The organism is Streptomyces sp. NPDC002467, assembly GCF_042889825.1.
Classification (GTDB): Bacteria; Actinomycetota; Actinomycetes; order Streptomycetales; family Streptomycetaceae; genus Streptomyces.
In genome coordinates this window covers 1-19,945 of sequence record NZ_JBIARJ010000010.1, presented here as the reverse complement: position 1 = coordinate 19,945, position 19,945 = coordinate 1, and the positions used below count along the sequence as shown (strand labels likewise).

The window sequence follows — 19,945 nt, the reverse complement described above, 5'->3', positions numbered from 1 at the left end:
CAGGTCAGAGGCGTTGTCAGTGGTCTTGCCTAGACTCGACGGCAGAGGGTTTCCGTCTGACATCGAATCGACCGGGGGAGGGGGACGCATGGCGTCGCAGACGTCCGACCAGGCGCTGCTGCGGCACGCCGCCGTCTTCCTGCCCGCCGCCGTCCCCCGTGAGGGCCGGGTCGCCTTCTGGGCACCCGACGGCGACCCCCTGCCCGCGGGGGGTACGCCGACACCGCTCTCCGTGGTGCGTCCGCACGGTGACGGCGTCCGCGCCCGGACGGTGCCCGCCGTGATCTTCTCCGTGGCCTCGGCCCTGCCGCTGCTGGCGCGGGCGGCCCGGAGCCGGGCCGCGCATCCCGCCACGCGGGCCTGGGGCACCGCCGCCGTGCAGGCCCTCTCGCTGGCGGCGCGCGGCCGTCTGCTGCCCGGTCTCACCCCCGAGGGCGTCGACGCCTGGCGTGCCGGGCCGCTCGACGCCACCGATGTCGACCACCTCCGCGCGGTCGCCGCGGCGCTGCCGCACGAGGGGTACGCGACGCCGCTGGCGGGCAGCCGCCCGCTCCGGCTGCCCGAGCCCGAGGCGCTGGTCCGCGCCTTCCTCGATGCCGTCGCCGACAGCCTGCCCCGCACCCCGGCGGCGGCCGTGGCCGCAGGCCGGCCGTTCGCCGCCCGCGAGCCGCAGCAGGTGTCCGGGATGGCGGAATGGGCCGCGCAGGTCGCGGCCGGGGCCGACACCGGCGTCGGGATATCGCTCCGGCTCGACCTGTCCTCCTTCGCCCTCTTCGACGAGGCGGCGGAAGGGGACGCCCGCCGCGCGGGAGCCGCCGTCGTGCAGGTGCACAGCCTCGCCGACCCGACCCTGGTCGCCGATGCCGCCCAGTTGTGGGCGGGCACCGCGGCCGCCGGGTTCGGACCGCGCGCCCGGATCGACGCCGTGCTCGCGCTGCGCCGGGCCGCCCGCGTCTGGCCGCCGCTGCTGCGCCTGCTCGACCAGCCCGTGCCCGATGCCCTCGCCCTGTCCGACCCGGAGCTCGAAGACCTCCTCGGGGTGGCCGCGGGCCGGCTGGCGGGCGCCGGGGTCCTGGTCCACTGGCCGCGCGAACTGGCTCGCACGCTGTCCGCGACCGCCGTCGTACGGTCCACGGCGCCGGGATCCGCGACCGACGGCACCGCCTTCTTCGACGCCGACCACCTCTTCGACTTCTCCTGGGAACTGGCGCTGGGCGGCGACCGGCTGACCCCGGGCGAGATGGACGCGCTGGCCGAGGCGCACCGGCCGGTCGTCCGCCTGAGGGACCAGTGGGTGCGGGTCGATCCGGAACTGGTGCGCAAGGCCCGCAAGCGGCAGCTCGGCCTGCTCGACCCGGTCGACGCACTGGCCACCGTGCTGACGGGGACGGCCGAGGTCGACGGGGAGCCGGTGGAGGCCGTCCCGGTGGGGGCGCTGGCCGCCCTGCGGGAGCGGCTGACGGGGGAGTTGGCCCCGCTGCCGCAGCCCGCCGCGCTCAAGGCCACCCTGCGCGACTACCAGGCGCGCGGCCTGGCCTGGCTGGACCTGATGACCTCCCTGGGGCTGGGCGGTTGCCTCGCCGACGACATGGGCCTGGGCAAGACCGTCACGCTGATCGCGCTGCACCTGCACCGCAGTCGCCCCGAGCCGACGCTCGTGGTGTGCCCGGCCTCCCTGCTCGGCAACTGGCAACGGGAGATCGAGAAGTTCGCCCCCGGCACGCCCGTGCGCCGCTTCCACGGCGGAGGTCGCAGCCTCGACGACCTGACGGCGCCCGAGGGCGGGTTCGTGCTCACCACGTACGGGACGATGCGCGCCAGCGCGCCGCTGCTGGCCGAGCAGAGCTGGGGCATGGTCGTCGCCGATGAGGCCCAGCACGTCAAGAACCCGCATTCGGCGACGGCGAAGGCGCTGCGCACCGTTCCGGCGCCGGCCCGGGTGGCACTGACCGGCACCCCGGTGGAGAACAACCTGTCCGAGCTGTGGGCGCTGCTCGACTGGACGACGCCGGGGCTGCTGGGTCCGCTCACCACCTTCCGGGCCCGCCACGCCCGGCCGGTGGAGCACCAGCAGGAGGAGGACGGAGGGAACGAGGCGGCGGTCGCCCGGCTCGCGGCGCTGGTGCGCCCCTTCCTGCTGCGCCGCAAGAAGTCCGATCCGGGCATCGCCCCCGAGCTGCCGCCGAAGACGGAGACCGACCATCCGGTCTCGCTCACCCGCGAACAGGTCTCGCTGTACCGGGCCGCGGTGGACGAGGCGATGGCCGTGATCGGGGCGAGCGAGGGCATGGAACGCCGCGGCATGATCATGAAGTTGCTGGCCTCGCTCAAGCAGATCTGCAACCACCCCGCGCAGTACCTGCGGGAGGAGCAGCCCCGGATCCCGCACCGCTCGGGAAAGCTCGCCCTGCTGGACGAGTTGCTGGACACGATCCTCGCCGAGGGCGGGTCGGTGCTGGTGTTCACCCAGTACGTGACGATGGCCCGGCTCATCGAGCGGCACCTGACCGCCCGGGGGATCGCGCACCAACTGCTGCACGGAGGGACGCCGGTGGCGCGCCGCGAGGAGCTGGTGGACCGGTTCCAGGCGGGCGAGGTCCCTGTCTTCCTGCTCTCCCTCAAGGCGGCCGGCACCGGGTTGAACCTCACGCGTGCCGGGCACGTCATCCACTTCGACCGCTGGTGGAACCCGGCGGTGGAGGAGCAGGCCACCGACCGTGCCTACCGGATCGGCCAGACCCAGCCCGTGCAGGTCCACCGGATCATCGCCGAAGGCACCGTCGAGGACCGGATCGCCGAGATGCTGGAGGCGAAGCGGGCGCTGGCCGATGCCGTACTCGGTTCCGGCGAGGCGGCGTTGACCGAGCTGACCGACCGCGAGCTCGCCGACCTCGTGTCCCTCCGGAGGCCGGAATGATCACCGCGCGCGACGACCGCCGTCGCACCTTCGAGACCGTGCCCGCCGGGGTGGAAGCCGTCAGCTGGTGGGGGAGGGCCTGGGTGTCGGCCCTCGAAGGGACCTCCTCCGACGCGGCCCGCCTGGCCCGGGGGCGTACGTACGCCGAGGAGGGCCACGTCGAGGCGGTCACCGTCACCCCCGGCAGGATCGTGGCGTACGTACGGGGCGGCAGGGCCCGCCCGTACCGCACCGAGCTGTCCCTGCCCGCCCTCGACGGCGTGCGGTGGAGGGAGCTCCTGGAGGCCGTGGCGGCCGACCCGGCGGCGCTCGCGGCGCTGTTGGAGCGGGAGGTGCCGCAGTCGCTCGCGGATTCCGTGCTGCCCGGTGTGGGCGAGCTCGTGCCGCGCTGTTCCTGTCCGGACCACGGACGTCCGCCGTGCAAGCACGCGGCGGCGCTCTGTTACCGGGCGGCCCGCCTCCTCGACGCGGACCCGTTCGTGCTGCTGCTCCTGCGCGGCCGGGGCGAGCGGGAGCTGCTCGACGAGCTCGGCCGCCGCAGCGCCGCCCACGCCGCGCGTGAACAGCCCGACTCCGCCCCGGACTTCCCGGGTGTCCCGGCGCGGGAGGCACTCGCGCGCACCGGCCTGCCGCCGCTGCCGGCGCCGCTCGCCGCGCCCGCGGCCGTGGGGCTCCCGCCCGCCTACCCGGCCGAGCCCGGCGGCCCGGACCCGCTCGCCCTGGACCAGCTCGCCTCCGATGCGGCCGCCCGCGCCCTGGCCCTGCTCACCACCGGGGAGGACCCGATCGAGGGGCTCACCCTGTGGCAGGACGCCGTCCGGCTGGCCTCCGCGCACCCCACGGCCGGTCTCACGGGGGCCGCCCGCGCCCTCTACCGGGACCTGGCCCGCGCCACCGGCCGGAGCACCACCGACCTCGCACGGGCCGCCGCGGCCTGGCGCCAGGGCGGCCGCCCCGCCCTCGCCGTCCTCGAAGAGCCCTGGGACCCTCCGGCGGGCCCCTTCGACCGCGCCCGCCCCGCCCTCCTCGCCGCGGACCAGGGCTCCTTCCGTCCCGAGCGCAACCGCCTCACCCGCGACGACCGCCAGCTCCGCCTCGGTCGCGACGCCCTCTGGTACCCCTACGAGTCCCGGCTCGTGGGCGAGGACTGGTGGCCGATGGGCCCGCCCTCCCCGGACCCGGTCACCGCGCTGCTGCGCTGAGCCCCGCCGCCCAGTCGGTCAGGGTCGTGAAGTCGCGGTCGCGCAGGCCGTGGCGGGGGTGGATGCGCAGGAGGAGGGCCGGGGCCGGGTGGTGGGCGGCGACCCACTCGCGGTCGCGGGGGGTGATCATGTCGTCGACCCAGGCGAAGGGGCGCCCGGCCGCCCAGTCGACGAGGGCCCGGGTCTTCCAGGAGAGGCCGTCCGGGTCGTCCACGAAGAGTTCCGGCCACTCGACCACGGGCAGATCACCGGGCAGCCCGATGTGCGGTGCGATCAGCGTGTTGGCCTGGTGCGTCCAGGCGGTGGCCCAGGTGAGTTCGAAGGGCAGGGCCAACAGCCGTGCCCCGTGGGAGGGATGGAGACGTACGCGGGCGCCGCGGCGGGCCTTGCGGGAGTCGGGGTCGCGGTAGGCGAGCCAGACGTCCGGGCGCATCCGGTGGGTCGTGTAGCCGCGCAGGCCGGCGCTGAGTGAGCGGAACGGGTTGAGCGGGCCGTCCACATCGAGGAGGAGCACGGGGCGATCGGTCATGAAGTAGGCACTACCCAGTACACGATGGAGTGAAATGCCTACTGGCTCTATAACCCGTATGGGTTCGAAGCGTTGTCTCCGGTGTGGGTGCAGCGCCCGCGAACTCCTCCGGAAGGCAGGGAAATCTGATGCGTCACAGTCGTCGGAACGGCTTGATCGCGGCGGTGGTCGCGGGAGGTGGGCTGGCGGTCGCGGGTGTGAGCGGTTTCGCCCACGCCGATGCGGACGCGGCCGGCCGGACCGAACGCTCGCCGGGACTGCTGTCCGGGAACCTGGTGCAGCTGCCCGTGAACGTCCCGGTGAACGTGTGCGGGAACACCGTCAGCGTGGTCGGCGTGCTCAACTCCGCGGCCGGCAACAACTGTGCCAACGGCGCGCCCGGCGGCGGTGGCGGCAATCCGGACCCGAGGCCCTCACACCCATCGAAAACAGGGTCAGGAGGGGGCGCGTCGGCCGACGGACACGGAAAGGATTCCCCCGGAGTGCTCTCCGGCAACGGCATCCAGTTGCCGATCGACCTCCCGCTGAACGTCAGCGGCAACTCCGTCAACGTCGTGGGCGTCGGCAATCCCGTCCACGGCAACACCTCTGTCAACGGCGGGACGCCCGGCGAAGCCGTGCCGCCCCCGCGGCCGCCCGTCACCGTGCCGCCCGTGACCGTGCCGCCCGTGACCGTGCCGCCGGTGACGCCGCCGGCCCCGCCGGTACCGGGGAACCAGACCGGAGCGCTCGCCCACACCGGCTCCGACGGCGTCGGCTACCTGCTGCCCGGCGGCGGGGTCCTGCTCCTCGGAGGCGTGCTCCTCTACCGCCGCTTCCGCCTCAACCAGGCCTGATACGCCAGCCGTCCAGGATCGCGTCGATCCGCGGGGCCAGGCGGGCCCGGGCCGCGAACCGCGGTACGCCCGCCATCAGCAGGGCGTCGTACTCGGTGTCGATGTGCCGCACGGCGGCCCGCACCGCGACGGTGACCGCCAGTTCGTCGAGGGCCCGGCCCGCCGCGGTGCGGCCCACCCGGCCGCTGCCGCGCAGCGAGGCGTGCGTCGCGATCGCCACGGCCCGGTCCGCCGGGCAGCCCGGGAACAGCCGCACGATCTCGGCGGCGAAGGCCGCCGTGAACCGGGTGTCCTCGGCCGCACGTCGCACCCGGTCACGCTCCCGGCGTCGGGCCCGCGCCTCGGAGTCCACGAGGCAGGCGCGTTCCGCGCGCGCCAGCGCGGCGTCCTCGACGAACAGGCCCTGCCGTTCGTAGCGGCGGCGGCGCTTGTTGAAGCGGACGACGACGGCGGAGAGAGAACTGGCCTCGCGGGAGCGGCGGGTGAGCGCGGCGTCCCCGCGCGGCAGGTACACCAGGTGCCCGAGATCCGCGCAGTCCAGGCAACGCGGCACGCCGGCCTCCCGGACGAGGTGCCGCAACGGCCCCTGCCGGCACTCCGCACAGTGGATCTGCTTCGCGGACTCGAACACCACCAGGCTCATACAGGTGTGATACCGCCGTCGGGTCCTCATATCACCTGACGGGGGGCGGCGGTTGATGTTTCCGCAATTTCTCCTCGACTTCGTGGTGCCCTCCTACCGTGATGCGGTGGTCCACCGGCGGTCCACGGAGGAGGGGTACATGCGTGCACTGCAGGTGAGGGCCGCACCGGCCCGTGCCGCCACCCCGAGACCCGGACGGTCGAAGGTCAGGGGGAAGCGGACGGGCCGGGGGCGGGAGGTCGTCATACCGCCGGGCGGCTGCACCGGCTGGCACTTCCACCGGGTCCCGCTGGACGCCGTGGTCCTGGCGGGGACCCTGACCCGGGTCCTGTCCGACGGGACGGTGGAGACACACCCGGCGGGAACCGCCTTCGTGGAACCCGCCGGCATCGACCACGTCCACCTGGGCCACAACCTCGGCTCCGAACCGGTCGTCCTCCACATCACCCCCGCACTCCCGGCGGGCACCCCCTTCGCCATACCCACCCCGCCCCCGCCCGGGGTCACCGGAGCGGCCTGCTGCCGTTGACAATGGACCGGTGCGGTTCGAAGCGATCACCTGGCAGCGGATGGCCGAGCGGCTCGCCGGTCACCTCGACGACACCCCCGCCCCGACGGGTTGGCAGCGGGTCGGCATCGACGGGGCGCCCGCCGCCGACACCGGAGTCCTCGCGGGCCACCTCGCGGAGGAGTTGCGCCTGCGCAGCCGGCCCACGCTGGTGGTGGCGGCCGAGGGGTTCCTGCGGCCGGCCTCGCTGCGGTTCGAGTTCGGGCGCGAGGACGTGGACTCGTACCTCGGCGGCTGGTACGACACCGCCGCGCTCTGGCGGGAGGTGTTCGGCCCGACGGACCCCGGGGGGACCGGGCGGGTGCTGCCCGACCTGTGGGACCCGGCGACCGACCGCGCGACCCGCAGCCCGTACGTCGAACTCCCGCCCGGCGGAGTGCTGATCGTGCACGGACCGCTGCTGCTGGGGCACTGGTTCCCCTTCGACCTCAGCGTCCACATCAGGCTGTCGGCCGGGGCGCTGGCCCGGCGCACCGAGGAGTCGGCGCGCTGGACGCTGCCCGCCTTCGCCCGGTACGAGGCGGACACCGACCCGGGGTCCGGGGCCGACGCGGTGGTCCGGGCCGACGACCCCCGCCACCCCGCCTGGACCGGTCTGCCCCGCTCCGCTCGCTGACCTCCGCGGAGCCGGCCCGGGCATCCGGCCCGCGCGTCCGGCCCGCGCCGGACGTACGGGATCCGTAACAGAGCCATCCGCGTGCGGCGACGAACCGGATCCGGCCACGGTCCCGGCCGGAACGCGGCGCTACGTTGACGCCGGACTGCAACGGAGGTCACCCGGTGGCACCTTGGCGGAGGGGGACGGCAATGGGCGGACGCGGTAGGGCGGTCACCGGTCCGAGACGGCGGCTGCGGCTGCGCGCGTGCGCCGCACTGGTGCTGTGCGGGGCCCTCGTGCTCACGGCGTGCAACGGCGACGACGGCAGCGGGGCCGCGGGGGCCGCGGGTACGAGCCCGGGCGCGAGCCCGGCGAACCCGTTGCCCGCGGTCACGCCGTCGGCCACGGCCGGCGCCGGCGCGGCGTCACCGGCCGCCTCCGTGAGCCCGTCGAAGAAGCCGGACCCGCCCGCCACCGCCGTCCCGACCGGCAAGCCGAAGCCGCCGGGCCCCGCTCCCGTCCCGACCTGTGGCAAGCCGCCGGTCGCCGACGACGAGATCGCCGTCTACCGATGGACCCCGGAGGGCGGATCCGCCCACCTGATCGTCAAGCACGGGAACTGGGGCTGCGCCGTGAAGGACGGCAGGACGCCCTTCGTGACGGTCGGCGCGGAAGTCGTGGTCCCGATCGCCGAGGACGCCAGGATCACCGCCTTCAGTCCGGTCACGTCTTCCTCCGTGAGCAAGCCGATCACCCTGCACGAGCTCACGTCATGGCTGGAGTCCCACCCGAACAGGGGGTTGGTGTTCCACTACAACGCGAACCACAGGGGCATCATCGACACCCTCGGCCAGGAGGAGTACCTGCTGTAGCCCGTGCTGCCGCTGCCGCCGCTCCCGCTAAGGTCGCCCGCCCAGCCGGGCGACCGCCCTCGCGGCGGCACGGCACCCCGCACGGGCCGCGTCCGCCGGGGTCGCGCCCGTGAGCCGGGCCGCCAGGAAGCCGCCGGTGAACGCGTCCCCGGCGCCCGTGGAGTCCAGCGCCTCCGCCGGCTCCGCCGGGACCTCGGCGGTGATCCGGCCCCGCTCGGCGACCAGCGCTCCCGCCGCGCCCAGGGTCACCACCACCAGCGGAACCCGCCGGCTCAGCTCCACCGCCGCCCGCGCCACCCCGGCCGGTTCCGGGAGCCCGGCCAGCAGCCGGGCCTCGTCCTCATTGGGCAGCAGTACGTCGACCCCCGCCACCGAGTCGAGGAACCGGCGGGGCCCCAGAGCCGCCAGGAACCCGGCCGACGCCGGGTCCACGCTCACCGGCACCCCGCGCGCCCGGGCCGCCCGCAGCGCGACCAGCGCCAGTTCCCGGCTGCTGTCGGCGAAGAACAGGTACCCGGACAGGTGCAGGTGGGCCGCCCCGTCCAGCAGGGACGGGGTCCAGTCGGCGGGGCACAGCCGCAGCGCGGCCCCGCTGTCGGTGAGGAAGGTCCGCTCCGCGTCCTTGCCGACCAGCGAGACCACCGTGCCGGTCGGCTCGTCCGGGTCGACCACCAGCCGCGGCCGCACCCCCGCCGCGCGCAGCGCCTCCTCGTGCCAACGCGCCGAATCCGCGCCCACCCGCGCGAGCAGCCGGACCTCGGCCGCTCCCGTACGGGCCGCCCAACAGGCCGCGTTGGCCCCCGCGCCGCCGGGCAGGGTCCGGATGCGGGCGGCCGTGTCGGTGGCCGGGGCCAGCGCCTCGGTGTGCACGGCGACCACGTCCGTCACCACGTCCCCGACTATCAGCAACGCGCCCGTCGAGGCCGCCCCGCCCGCCCCGCCCGTCTCGCCCGTCACGCCCGGGCCGCCCAGGCCCCTGCGATCGCGGCCCCGAGCCGTACGTTGCCCCGTACCGCCGCCAGGTTGGCCTCCAGCGAGGCCCCGTCCGTCGCCCGTACCAGGTACCCCAGCAGGAACGGCGTCACCGCCTGCCCCGTGATCCCCCGCTCGCGGCACTCCGCGAGCGCCTCCGCCAGCACCCGGTCGTGCAGCTCCGGATCCAGCTGCTCCGCCTCCGCCACCGGATTGGCCACCAGCAGCGCCGACTCCGGCCCGCCCAGTGCGTCCTGGGCGGCCATCACCGCCGCCACCTCCTCCGGCCGGTCCACGGTCCAGTCCACCGGCTCGCCCGAATCGGCCAGGTAGAAGCCGGGGAAACGATCCGTCCCGTACCCGAGGACCCCCACCCCCAGCGTCTCCAGCCGCTGCAGCGTGGCCGGCACGTCCAGGATCGACTTCACGCCCGCGCACACCACCGTGATCCGCGTCCGTGCCAGCAGCGACAGGTCCGCGGACTCGTCCTGGGTCTGCGCCCATTCACGGTGCACGCCCCCGAGCCCGCCCGTGGCGAAGACCCGCAGGCCCGCCCGGGCGGCCAGGAAGGCCGTGGCGGACACCGTCGTCGCCCCGGTCGCACCCGCGGCCAGGGCCGGTGCCAGATCCCGGTGGCCGAGCTTGCGGACCCCGTCACCGCCGGCGATCCGCTCCAACTGGGCCTTGTCCAGGCCCGCGTACGCGACTCCGTCCAGGACCGCGATCGTCGCCGGAACCGCGCCCTCCGACCTGACCAGAGCCTCCAGTTCCAGGCCCACCGCCAGATTGCGGGGGCGGGGCAGGCCGTGCGCGAGGATCGTCGACTCCAGGGCCACGACGGGCCTGCGCCGCGCGAGTGCCTCACGTACCTCTTCCGACAGGACCGGGAGCTCAACCGCTGTGTGCTGTGACATGTCCCCATCCATGGCACGCGATCGGCGCGCCCAAACGCGCTCCCGCCACTCCCGCCGCAACCTGTCCGAACACCGTCCCCACTGGACAGGGTGACTCGTCGGCGGGGTCGTTCCTGGACGCTCCGCTCACCGTGTCGTGCCGGTGGTCCGGACTACGCTGGCGCGCCATGAGCACCAGTGACCACTCCGCAGCCCCCGCCTCCTTCGCCGTCTCCGTCTCCGACGTACCGGACTCCGAACTGGAGGCCGATGACCTCGACCCCGACCAGATCGTCTCCGGGGACCCCGTCGTGACGGGCAAGGTGCTGTGGGAGTCGCCGGACGGCAAGCAGCTGCGAGGGATCTGGCAGATCACCCCCGGCGTGGTCACCGACGTCGAGGCCAACGAGCTGTTCGTGGTGGTCAGCGGCCGCGCCACCATCGAGGTCGAGGGCGGCGCGACCCTGGAGGTGGGCCCGGGGTCGGCCTGCGTCCTGCGGGAGGGCGACAAGACCACCTGGACCGTGCACGAGACGCTCCGCAAGGCGTACCACATCAGCTACTGAGGCCACTCAGGCCACTGAGGCCCACTCAGCCTATTGGGGCTGCTGAACGCCCTTCGCGGGAACGGGGTGGCGGCGCGAGGTGAACAGGGCGAGCGCCGCCAGCGGCAGCAACAGCGCGGCCCCGATGGCGTTCAGCCAGCCGTAGCCCGCCTGGGACATGACCAGGCCGGCGGCCGCGCCGCCCAGGCCCGCGGAGGCGTTCATCGTGAGGTCGCTCAGGCCCTGTACGGCGGCCCGCGCGGGCTGCGGGACCGAGTCGGTCAGCAGCGCCGAGCCGGACACCATGCCGGCGGACCAGCCCAGGCCGAGCAGGAAGAGGCCGAGGGCGCTCTGCGCGTGACTGGGCCCGGCGGTGCCGGCGAGCAGCGCGGCGGTCGACAGGAGCCCGGCCGCGAGGCCGATCACGGCGAGCCGGCCGAGACGGTCCGCGAGCCAGCCCATGACGGGCGAGAAGGCGAACATGCCGGCGATGTGGCCGCTGATCACCAGCCCGACGAGCTCCAGACCGGCGCCGTGGTGACCCAGGTCCATCGGGGTCATCACCATGATCGAGACCATGACGGTGTGCGACACCGCGACGGTGACGAGCGCGAGCCGCGCCCGCGGGGAGGCCTTGACCGCGGCGAACCCGGCGCGCAGCGAGCGGCCCTCCCGGGACTGCTCCTCCGGCGAGGCCTGCGCCCTGGCCGTCAGCAGCGGGTCGGGTCGCAGGAGTACGGCTATCAGCGCACCGGTCAGTACGAAGACGGCGCCGGCCCACACGAAGGGGCCCGCCGTCTCGGGTATGGAGGTGCCGGCGAAGCTGCGGCTGGCCGGGGCGGAGAGGTTCGGGCCGAGCACCGCGCCGAGGGTGGAGGACCACACGACGACCGAGATCGCCCGGGCCCGGCGGTCCGGGGCGGCGAGGTCGGCGGCGGCGAACCGGGCCCCGAGGTTGGCGGAGGAGGCGGCGCCGAAGGCGGCCATGCCGATCATGAGCAGCGGGAAGCTCTTGACGACGGCGGCGAGGACGACGAGGGCCGCGCCGACCGCGCCGATCCCGTACCCGAGCACCAGCCCGGGTCGCCGCCCCCGCGCGGTCATCAGGGCGGCGAGCGGGAGCGAGACCACGGCGGTGCCGATCACCGCGGCGGTGGAGGCGAATCCGGACAGGGCCTCGGTGCCGCTGACCTGCGTGGCCAGTACGGGGGCCAGGGCGATGCTGATGGGCACGCCGAGACCGCCGAGGACCTGGCTGGCCATGAGCACCCCGGACGTGCGCCGCTGCAGCCGGGCGAGCTCCTCTTCGGTCCGCACGAGCGGCACGGCGGACCGGTTGGTGTCGGAGGACGCGGTCACGCGGTACACCCCCCTCGCGACGGTGGGACGGGGGACGGGATCCGGCCGGGTGCGGCGGCAGAAGTAGTCACCGCCGCAGTTTCCCACCCCTTACCCGCCGGCGGTACCGGGAATACCGCACCGGTCAGAACAGGGGCTGTGGCAGTACGCCCTCCAGTGCGAGGAGCTGCCGCTTCGTCTCCACGCCGCCCCCGAAGCCCCCGATGCCCCCGTCGTTCTCCACGACCCGGTGGCACGGCACGACCACCGGCAGCGGATTCGACCCCATCGCGTTGCCCACGGCCTGCGCGGCGCCCGGCTGGCCCATACGGGCGGCCAGTTCCCCGTAGCCGACGACCGCGCCGTACGGCACGGAGCGGTCCAGCTCCTGGAGCACCTGCCGGTTGAAGCCGGAGCTGAGGCGCCAGTCCAGCGGCAGCTCGAACCGCCGCAGCGAGCCGGCGAAGTACGCGGACAGCTGGCGTATCGCCTCGGCCAGCAGCACCTCCTCGCCCGGCGCGGGCCGCCGGGCGTCCGCGCCGAGCCGGGCGACGAGCGAGCCGATCATCGCGTCGACCCGCTCCGGCACGGCATGGAACTCGACCCGGACCAGACCCACCGGGGTCGCGGCCAGGAGGAGAGGCCCGATGCCGGTCCCGTCGTCCGTGACGACGGTCCATTCGAGGTGCGGCCCGCCGGGCCGCTCGGTGCTGTCCACGCCTCCACCGTACGGGCCCCCACCGACAGCGCCGCCCTCAGAAGCCGCCCACCGCGTCGCGGACCACGTCCGGGGCGTTGGTGATGATCCCGTCCACCCCCATCGCCTTCACCTTCCGGGCGGTCGCGGCGTCGTCGACGGTCCAGGTGTCCACCTCCATGGCCTTGCCGTGGGGCCCCCGCAGGCCGTGGACCGCGGCGACCCAGTCGGCCGAGATCGTGGTGTGCCACGGGTTGATCCGGTCCGTGAACTCGGCGTACTCGGGCAGGTCGGCCACGGTCGGGGTGCCCAGGAAGGCCGTCACCAGGTCCGGGCGCAGCCCGTGCACGATGCGCACGGAGTCGGCGCTGAAGCTCTGCACCACCAGCCGCTGCGAGACGTGGCGCTCGTCGAGCCAGCCCGCCTCGCCGAGCACCTTCAGGGTCTGCTCCTCGATCCCCGGGTAGAGCCCCGGGTTCTTGATCTCCAGCAGGAGTCGCTGCCGGTTGCGCTGCACCCGGTCGAGGTACTCCCGCAGGGTCGGCACGAAGGCGCCCGCGTACTCCTCGCCGAACCAGCTGCCCGCGTCCAGCCGGGCGATCTCGGCCGCCGTGAAGTCCTTGACCCTCCAGGGCTTGCGGTCGGGGAAGACCTGCTCGACGTCGGTGGTCCGGGCGAGGGTGTCGTCGTGGATCACCAAGAGCTCGCCGTCCTTGGTGCGCTGCACGTCGTTCTCGACCCAGTCGAAGCCCAGCCGCCTCGCCAGGTCGATCGAGTCGAGGGTGTTCTCCGGGGCGTACGCCGCGGCCCCCCGGTGGGCGTACACGACGGGTTCTCCCGCTTCCGCCCGGTGGGTGGCGGGGCCGGCGGGGGAGCCGGTGCCCGGGCCTGGGGCGGCGCTGGAGGCCGTACCGCCCAGCAGGGTGAGGGTGAAGCCCAGGAATGCGGCGGCGGTCGCGGCGGCGGGTCGGACGTACATGTGCGTTCTCCTCGGGTCGTGAGCCCTGTTCCTGCGTCAAACGGGTGCGGAGCGGCAGACGTTGTGGGATGCACTTCACGGCGGTTGGCGGCGGTTCACGGCGGGCCTTCACCGCGATCATGGGGTTGAAGATCACCGAGCCGCCACCGAACTACGACAAACGGACCAGAACGGGTGAGGTCGGTCGTGCCCCCGCGCCGCCCGCGCGCGGCGCGTCCCCTATACGGGCGCGTGAGTGTCAGTGGCGGGTCGTACGGTTGACTCATGCGGCCCGTATCGAAGATCGAACGCACGGTGGCGCCTTTCGAGGTCGTCAGCTCCTACCAGCCCAGCGGCGACCAGCCGACGGCCATCGCCGAGCTGGAGAAGCGCATCCGTGCAGGTGAGAAGGATGTCGTCCTACTGGGTGCGACCGGCACCGGAAAGTCGGCGACCACCGCCTGGATGATCGAGAAGCTCCAGCGGCCCACCCTGGTGATGGCGCCGAACAAGACGCTCGCCGCCCAGCTGGCGAACGAGTTCCGCGAGCTGCTGCCGAACAACGCGGTCGAGTACTTCGTCTCGTACTACGACTACTACCAGCCCGAGGCGTACGTACCGCAGTCCGACACCTACATCGAGAAGGACTCCTCGATCAACGAGGAGGTGGAGCGGCTGCGCCACTCCGCCACCAACTCGCTGCTCACCCGGCGCGACGTCATCGTCGTCGCCTCCGTGTCCTGCATCTACGGCCTGGGTACCCCACAGGAGTACGTGGACCGCATGGTCTCCCTCAAGGTCGGCGAGGAGATCGACCGGGACCAGCTGCTGCGCCGCTTCGTCGACATCCAGTACACGCGCAACGACCTGGCCTTCACCCGCGGCACCTTCCGCGTGCGCGGCGACACCATCGAGATCTTCCCGGTCTACGAGGAACTGGCCGTCCGCATCGAGATGTTCGGCGACGAGATCGAAGCCCTCTCCACGCTGCACCCGCTGACCGGCGAGGTCATCAGCGAGGACCGCGAGCTCTACGTCTTTCCCGCCAGCCACTACGTCGCCGGCCCCGAGCGCATGGAGAAGGCCGTCCGCGGCATCGAGGCCGAGCTGGCCGAGCGCCTCGCCGAGCTGGAGAAGCAGGGCAAGATGCTGGAGGCCCAGCGGCTGCGCATGCGCACCACCTACGACCTGGAGATGATGCGCCAGATCGGGTCCTGCTCCGGCATCGAGAACTACTCGCTGCACATGGACGACCGCGAGCCCGGCTCCGCGCCCAACACCCTCATCGACTACTTCCCCGAGGACTTCCTCCTCGTCATCGACGAATCGCACGTCACGGTGCCGCAGATCGGCGCGATGTACGAGGGCGACGCCTCGCGCAAGCGGACCCTGGTCGACCACGGCTTCCGGCTGCCGTCCGCGCTCGACAACCGGCCGCTGAAGTGGGAGGAGTTCCTGGAGCGCGTCGGCCAGACCGTCTACCTGTCGGCCACCCCGGGCAAGTACGAGCTCTCGCGCGGCGACGGCTTCGTCGAGCAGATCATCCGACCCACCGGCCTCATCGACCCCGAGGTCGTCGTCAAGCCCACCGAGGGCCAGATCGACGACCTGGTCCACGAGATCCGTCAGCGGGTGGAGAAGGACGAGCGCGTCCTGGTCACCACCCTCACCAAGAAGATGGCCGAGGACCTCACCGACTACTTCCTGGAGCTCGGCATCCAGGTCCGCTACCTGCACAGCGACGTGGACACCCTGCGCCGCATCGAGCTGCTGCGCGAGCTGCGCGCCGGCGAGTACGACGTCCTCGTCGGCATCAACCTGCTCCGCGAGGGCCTCGACCTTCCCGAGGTCTCGCTCGTGGCGATCCTGGACGCCGACAAGCAGGGCTTCCTGCGCTCCGGCACCTCGCTCATCCAGACCATCGGCCGCGCGGCGCGCAACGTCTCCGGCCAGGTCCACATGTACGCGGACAGCATCACCCCGGCGATGGCGCAGGCCATCGACGAGACCAACCGGCGCCGCGAGAAGCAGGTCGCCTACAACACGGCCAACGGGATCGACCCGCAGCCGCTGCGCAAGAAGATCAACGACATCGTCGCCACCATCGCCCGCGAGGAACTCGACACCGAGGAACTCCTCGGCACCGGCTACCGGCAGACGAAGGACGGCAAGGCACTCAAGGCGCCGGTGCCCGCGCTGGGTGGCAAGGCCGGCCAGGCGGCGAAGGCCGGAAAGGGTGCGAAGGCGGCCAAGGGCGGGAAGTCGGCCGAGGTGCTCACCGACCGTCCGGCCGCCGAACTGGCCGCGCTGATCGAGCAGATGACCGAGCGCATGCGCGGTGCGGCCGCCGAGCTCCAGTTCGAGGTGGCGGCCCGGATCCGCGACGAGGTGGGCGAGTTGAAGAAGGAGCTGCGGCAGATGAAGGAAGCGGGCCTCGCCTGACCCGGAGGGTGTCAGTAGGGTTGGGTCACAGCCGCAGGTACATGCTGCGTGCCCGTCCAATGGGGCGGGCCATGGGAGAGGGGACGACGCGTGACGGTCAACATGACCAAGGGACAGGCCATCAGTCTGCAGAAGTCGGACGGAGGGACGCTGACCGCGGTCCGGATGGGCCTCGGCTGGCAGGCGGCGAAGCGCCGCGGGCTCTTCGGTTCGCGGACCCGGGAGATCGACCTGGATGCCTCGGCGGTGCTCTTCGCCGACAAGCAGCCGGTGGACGTCGTCTTCTTCCGGCACCTGCAGAGCGACGACGGCTCGGTCCGGCACACCGGTGACAACCTCGTCGGCGGCGCCGGCCAGGGCGGGGACGACGAGTGCATCCTCGTCGACCTGCAGCGCGTGCCGGTGCACATCGACCAGATCGTCTTCACGGTGAACTCCTTCACCGGCCAGACGTTCCAGGAGGTGGAGAACGCGTTCTGCCGCATCGTCGACGAGACCAACGGGCAGGAGCTGGCCCGCTACACGCTCAACGGCGGCGGTCAGTACACCGCGCAGATCATGGCGAAGGTGTCGCGCGCGGGCGGCGGCTGGCAGATGACGGCCCTGGGCACCCCGGCCAACGGCCGCACCTTCCAGGACCTGATGCCGGCGATCCTGCCGCACCTGTAAGCGCGAAGAAGGAAGAACGGGGGGAGACGGGACGATGGCGGCCGAACTGGTCCGAGGGCAGAACCATGCCCTGTCCGAACACCAGGTGCGGATCACGGTCTCGGCGGGCACACCGGTGCTCGCGCTGGCCTCGCTCGGGAACGAGCAGGGCGCGGTGACCGGTCCGGACGGGATCGCGCACCCCGGTGCGCGCGCCCTGCCGGGGGTGGAGGCGCCCGACGGGTCCGCCTCCTCGCACCGGTTCGCCGTCGACCTCGACGCGGTGGCCGCCGAGGTGCACCGGGTCGGCGTCCTGCTCTCCCTCCCCCCGGGCGGCCCGGCCCGCTTCGGTGCCGTCGCCGCCTCGCACATCGGCGTCGCGGGCGCGGACGGCACCGAGCTGGCCGAGTACACCCTGACCGGGCTCGACGCGGAGACCGCCGTGGTGGCCCTGGAGCTCTACCGGCGCCAAGGCGCCTGGAAGGTCCGCGCCGTCGGCCAGGGGTACGCGGACGGGCTCGCCGCCCTGTTCGCCGACCACGGGCTCGCCGCCCCCGCCGCCGCCGAGCTGGCGGCGCGGGTGAACGCGAGCGTCGCGGCCCCGGTGGCCTCCGACCCGGTCCCCGTCGCCTCCGACCCGGTCCCGGTCTCCGGAGTGCCCTACCCGGGCACGCCGGGCCCCGCGCCCGCGCAGACGCCGCCCCCGGCCGACGCGGGCGGCGCAGCGGCCGGCACGGGCGACGCCACGATCAGCTACGCCCACCCGCGCCGCCGCACCACCACCCAGCCGCCCGAGCCCGCCCCGCAGGCGGCCCCGCCGCAGCAGCCGGGCGAGTTCCCGACCCCCGTCGCGGGCGACGCCAGTGGCTGGTCCATGGAGGAGCGGCTGTACAACCAGGTCTGGGGCATGTTCGAGGACCTGGCCCGCGCGGTCGCCGCCTACCGCAGCGCCGTGGACTTCGCCGACTCCCGCTTGGACCGCGAGCTCGACGAGGCCCTGTCCGACCCCCGTCACCGCATCGGCGGTTCCGGGAACGCCGCCCGCGACACCGCGCGGGCCCGTCGCGACGAGCTCGTCGCCCAGGCCCGCGCCGTCCTCGACCGGGACCTCACGCAGCTGGTCGCCGAGTCCGAGGTGGTCGAGCCGGCCCTGCCGGCCGCGTACGCGCGCTGGGACAACCCCGTCTGGCACGCCGGCCGCTCCGCCGGGCTGCCCGAGGAGCCGCCGCTGGCCCTGCGCCTGGGCGACCTCCACCTGCCCGAGCGGCCCGCCCTGCGGATCCCCATGCTGGTGCGGGTGCCGCTGGAGCGCGGGCTGTGGATCGACAACGGCCGCACCGGCTCCGAGGCCGCCATGGCCATGGACGCCGACAAGCTGCGCCGGGCCGCCATGGACATGGCCGTCGCCTACGCGGTACGGCTGCTCGCGGTGCACCCCGCGGACCGGTACTCCGTCCACGTCATCGACGCGGCCGGGGCCGGATCCGCCGCCCTGGCGCCGCTCGTGCGCGCCGGGGTGCTGGCCGCGCCGCCCGCCGCCGGCGCCGCGGGGGTCACCGAGACCCTGGCGAAGCTGACCCGGCGCGTGGACCTCGTACAGATGGCCCTGCGGGCCGGTGCCCCCGAGGACCTGCCGCCGGACGTGGACACGGCCGAGCAGCTGCTGATCGTGCACGACTTCCCGCACGGCTTCGACGACCGGGCCGTCACCCAGCTGCGCTACCTCGCCGACGAGGGCGCGGCGGTCGGCGTGCACCTGCTGATGGTCGCGGACCGTGACGAGGCCTCGGCCTACGGCCCGCTGCTCGACCCGCTGTGGCGCTCGCTGATGAGGCTGTCGCCCGTGGCGGACGACCACCTCGCCGACCCGTGGGTGCACCACCAGTGGACCTTCGAGCCGAACCTGCCGCCGCAGGGCAGCAGGGTCATCGAAGACGTGCTGGAGCGGGTGGCGGCCGCCCGCTGGAGCGGCCGATGACCTTCCGCTGACCAGTCCTTGGTCTTCCCTTTACCAAAACTGCCCTCCGCGGGTACCCTGGTGCCTGCGGAGGGGAGTATTCCTGCTTTCCTGCTACGGCGTGCCCGTCAATACGGACAGTGACTTGTCCCGGGGCGTCGGCCCACGGCCTCCAGGTCGCCAGGGTGGAAGAGACCTCCGGCAGCGATGACGCTGACGAAGTGCTGAGCCATCCGCCGGAGGCGTGTTTACCGTGGAAGTTTCCTGGACCCTGTGGGCGCTGACCATCCTTGGTCTGTCCCTCCTCATCGGCGCCGATTTCTTCATCGGCCGCAAACCGCACGACGTGTCGATCAAGGAAGCGGGCACCTGGACGGTCGTCTGGATCGCCCTCGCCGGACTCTTCGGCCTCGGCCTGTGGTTCTTCGGCAACGGCCAGGCCTCCCAGGAGTTCTTCGCCGGCTTCATCACCGAGAAGTCCCTGAGCGTCGACAACCTCTTCGTCTTCGTCCTGATCATGGCGAAGTTCGCGGTTCCCTCGCACCTCCAGCAGCGCGTGCTGCTCGTCGGCGTGCTGATCGCCCTGGTGCTCCGCGCGATCTTCATCGCGGCCGGCGCCGCGATCATCGCCAGCTTCTCCTGGGTCTTCTACATCTTCGGCGCCTTCCTGATCTACACCGCGTGGAAGCTGATCCAGGAGGCCCGCAAGGACGAGGGGGCCTCCGACGAGGCAGAGTTCGAGGAGAACCGTCTCCTCAAGTCCGTCGAGAAGAAGTTCGGCGTCGCGGACAAGTACCACGGCACCAAGCTCTTCATCGAGAAGAACGGCAAGCGCGTACTGACCCCGCTGATGGTCGTCATGCTCGCCATCGGCACCACCGACGTGCTGTTCGCCCTGGACTCGATCCCCGCGATCTTCGGCCTGACCCAGGACCCGTACATCGTCTTCACGGCCAACGCCTTCGCGCTGATGGGTCTGCGCCAGCTGTACTTCCTCATCGGCGGCCTGCTCAAGAAGCTGGTCCACCTCAGCTACGGCCTTTCGATCATCCTGGGCTTCATCGGCGTCAAGCTGGTGCTGCACGCCCTGCACGAGTCCGGCGTGCACGTCCCGGTGATCTCGATCCCGGTCTCCCTGGGCGTCATCTGCGGTGTCCTGGTCATCACCACGATCACCAGCCTCATCGCCTCCAAGAAGCGGGGGGGGGGCGCGCGCCCCCCCCCCCCCGGGGGGCGGGGCCCCGCCCCCGGCCCGGGGGGCAGCGGGGGGGGCCGCGTCGGGCCCCCCCCGTTAACGTACCCCCCCCCGGCCCCCCCCCACCCGGGTTGG

Annotated in this window: 18 protein-coding genes; 11 read left to right on the top strand and 7 right to left on the bottom strand. The window is 73.4% G+C overall.

The features are described from left to right. The first annotated feature begins 88 nt into the window (after window positions 1–88). Both ACFYYJ_RS21275 and ACFYYJ_RS21270 read left to right on the top strand, forming a co-directional pair. Window positions 89–2,917 carry an SNF2-related protein gene (locus ACFYYJ_RS21275; protein WP_389134463.1) on the top strand — a complete coding sequence of 943 codons (2,829 nt, stop codon included), beginning with the start codon at window positions 89–91 and terminating at the stop codon, window positions 2,915–2,917. Next, window positions 2,914–4,119 carry an SWIM zinc finger family protein gene (locus ACFYYJ_RS21270; protein WP_389134460.1) on the top strand — a complete coding sequence of 402 codons (1,206 nt, stop codon included), beginning with the start codon at window positions 2,914–2,916 and terminating at the stop codon, window positions 4,117–4,119. Before ACFYYJ_RS21275 ends, ACFYYJ_RS21270 begins: the two co-directional genes overlap by 4 nt. Here ACFYYJ_RS21270 and ACFYYJ_RS21265 read toward each other — a convergent pair. Beyond that, the gene (locus tag ACFYYJ_RS21265; protein WP_385129962.1) at window positions 4,100–4,648 is read right to left on the bottom strand and encodes a hypothetical protein; all 549 of its coding nucleotides are present in this window, start codon (window positions 4,646–4,648) and stop codon (window positions 4,100–4,102) included. The genes ACFYYJ_RS21270 and ACFYYJ_RS21265 overlap by 20 nt on opposite strands. A 128-nt stretch (window positions 4,649–4,776) precedes the next feature. On the opposite strand from ACFYYJ_RS21265, the gene ACFYYJ_RS21260 reads away from it, so the two are divergent. Beyond that, window positions 4,777–5,484 carry a chaplin family protein gene (locus tag ACFYYJ_RS21260; protein WP_389134458.1) on the top strand — a complete coding sequence of 236 codons (708 nt, stop codon included), beginning with the start codon at window positions 4,777–4,779 and terminating at the stop codon, window positions 5,482–5,484. Here ACFYYJ_RS21260 and ACFYYJ_RS21255 read toward each other — a convergent pair. Then, window positions 5,471–6,127, bottom strand: a complete 657-nt coding sequence (locus ACFYYJ_RS21255; protein WP_385358162.1) for a DUF2293 domain-containing protein — start codon at window positions 6,125–6,127, stop codon at window positions 5,471–5,473. The two genes, ACFYYJ_RS21260 and ACFYYJ_RS21255, sit on opposite strands and share 14 nt — an antisense overlap. Before the next feature lie 139 nt (window positions 6,128–6,266). Between ACFYYJ_RS21255 and ACFYYJ_RS21250 the strand changes: the two genes are divergently transcribed. The 3 genes from ACFYYJ_RS21250 to ACFYYJ_RS21240 all read left to right on the top strand — a co-directional run bounded on the left by ACFYYJ_RS21250 (window position 6,267) and on the right by ACFYYJ_RS21240 (window position 8,165). Further along, window positions 6,267–6,656, top strand: a complete 390-nt coding sequence (locus tag ACFYYJ_RS21250; protein ID WP_385358160.1) for a cupin domain-containing protein — start codon at window positions 6,267–6,269, stop codon at window positions 6,654–6,656. 10 nt (window positions 6,657–6,666) lie between these two features. After that, window positions 6,667–7,311 (top strand): uridine kinase, encoded by a 645-nt coding sequence (locus tag ACFYYJ_RS21245; RefSeq protein WP_385129954.1) that lies wholly within the window; start codon window positions 6,667–6,669, stop codon window positions 7,309–7,311. A 191-nt stretch (window positions 7,312–7,502) separates the two neighbouring features. Beyond that, window positions 7,503–8,165 (top strand): hypothetical protein, encoded by a 663-nt coding sequence (locus ACFYYJ_RS21240; protein ID WP_389134454.1) that lies wholly within the window; start codon window positions 7,503–7,505, stop codon window positions 8,163–8,165. Window positions 8,166–8,192: 27 nt separating this feature from the next. On the opposite strand, the gene ACFYYJ_RS21235 is transcribed toward ACFYYJ_RS21240, so the two are convergent. Then, complete coding sequence (locus tag ACFYYJ_RS21235) at window positions 8,193–9,122, bottom strand: carbohydrate kinase family protein (protein WP_389134452.1); 930 nt, start codon at window positions 9,120–9,122, stop codon at window positions 8,193–8,195. After that, window positions 9,119–10,051 carry a pseudouridine-5'-phosphate glycosidase gene (locus ACFYYJ_RS21230; protein ID WP_385129948.1) on the bottom strand — a complete coding sequence of 311 codons (933 nt, stop codon included), beginning with the start codon at window positions 10,049–10,051 and terminating at the stop codon, window positions 9,119–9,121. Before ACFYYJ_RS21230 ends, ACFYYJ_RS21235 begins: the two co-directional genes overlap by 4 nt. Before the next feature lie 167 nt (window positions 10,052–10,218). Between ACFYYJ_RS21230 and ACFYYJ_RS21225 the strand changes: the two genes are divergently transcribed. After that, window positions 10,219–10,596: a cupin domain-containing protein gene (locus tag ACFYYJ_RS21225; protein WP_385129947.1), complete on the top strand. Its 378-nt coding sequence runs from the start codon at window positions 10,219–10,221 to the stop codon at window positions 10,594–10,596. A gap of 30 nt (window positions 10,597–10,626) precedes the next feature. Here the strand turns inward: ACFYYJ_RS21225 and ACFYYJ_RS21220 are convergent, their stop codons facing one another. The 3 genes from ACFYYJ_RS21220 to ACFYYJ_RS21210 all read right to left on the bottom strand — a co-directional run bounded on the left by ACFYYJ_RS21220 (window position 10,627) and on the right by ACFYYJ_RS21210 (window position 13,589). Continuing rightward, window positions 10,627–11,838 (bottom strand): MFS transporter, encoded by a 1,212-nt coding sequence (locus ACFYYJ_RS21220; RefSeq protein WP_385129981.1) that lies wholly within the window; start codon window positions 11,836–11,838, stop codon window positions 10,627–10,629. A 220-nt stretch (window positions 11,839–12,058) separates the two neighbouring features. After that, the gene (locus tag ACFYYJ_RS21215; protein WP_389134449.1) at window positions 12,059–12,631 is read right to left on the bottom strand and encodes a methylated-DNA--[protein]-cysteine S-methyltransferase; all 573 of its coding nucleotides are present in this window, start codon (window positions 12,629–12,631) and stop codon (window positions 12,059–12,061) included. A 37-nt stretch (window positions 12,632–12,668) separates the two neighbouring features. Then, complete coding sequence (locus ACFYYJ_RS21210; protein ID WP_389134447.1) at window positions 12,669–13,589, bottom strand: glycerophosphodiester phosphodiesterase; 921 nt, start codon at window positions 13,587–13,589, stop codon at window positions 12,669–12,671. Between the two features lie 264 nt (window positions 13,590–13,853). Here ACFYYJ_RS21210 and uvrB point away from each other — a divergent pair, with 264 nt between their 5' ends. The 4 genes from uvrB to ACFYYJ_RS21190 all read left to right on the top strand — a co-directional run. Beyond that, window positions 13,854–16,010, top strand: a complete 2,157-nt coding sequence (gene uvrB / locus ACFYYJ_RS21205; protein WP_385129942.1) for an excinuclease ABC subunit UvrB — start codon at window positions 13,854–13,856, stop codon at window positions 16,008–16,010. 90 nt (window positions 16,011–16,100) lie between these two features. After that, window positions 16,101–16,679: a TerD family protein gene (locus ACFYYJ_RS21200; protein WP_385129940.1), complete on the top strand. Its 579-nt coding sequence runs from the start codon at window positions 16,101–16,103 to the stop codon at window positions 16,677–16,679. Between the two features lie 34 nt (window positions 16,680–16,713). Then, window positions 16,714–18,636: a TerD family protein gene (locus ACFYYJ_RS21195; protein ID WP_385358144.1), complete on the top strand. Its 1,923-nt coding sequence runs from the start codon at window positions 16,714–16,716 to the stop codon at window positions 18,634–18,636. A 232-nt stretch (window positions 18,637–18,868) separates the two neighbouring features. Then, window positions 18,869–19,945: TerC family protein (locus ACFYYJ_RS21190; protein WP_389134445.1), on the top strand; the 1,077-nt coding region annotated here is incomplete at its 3' end.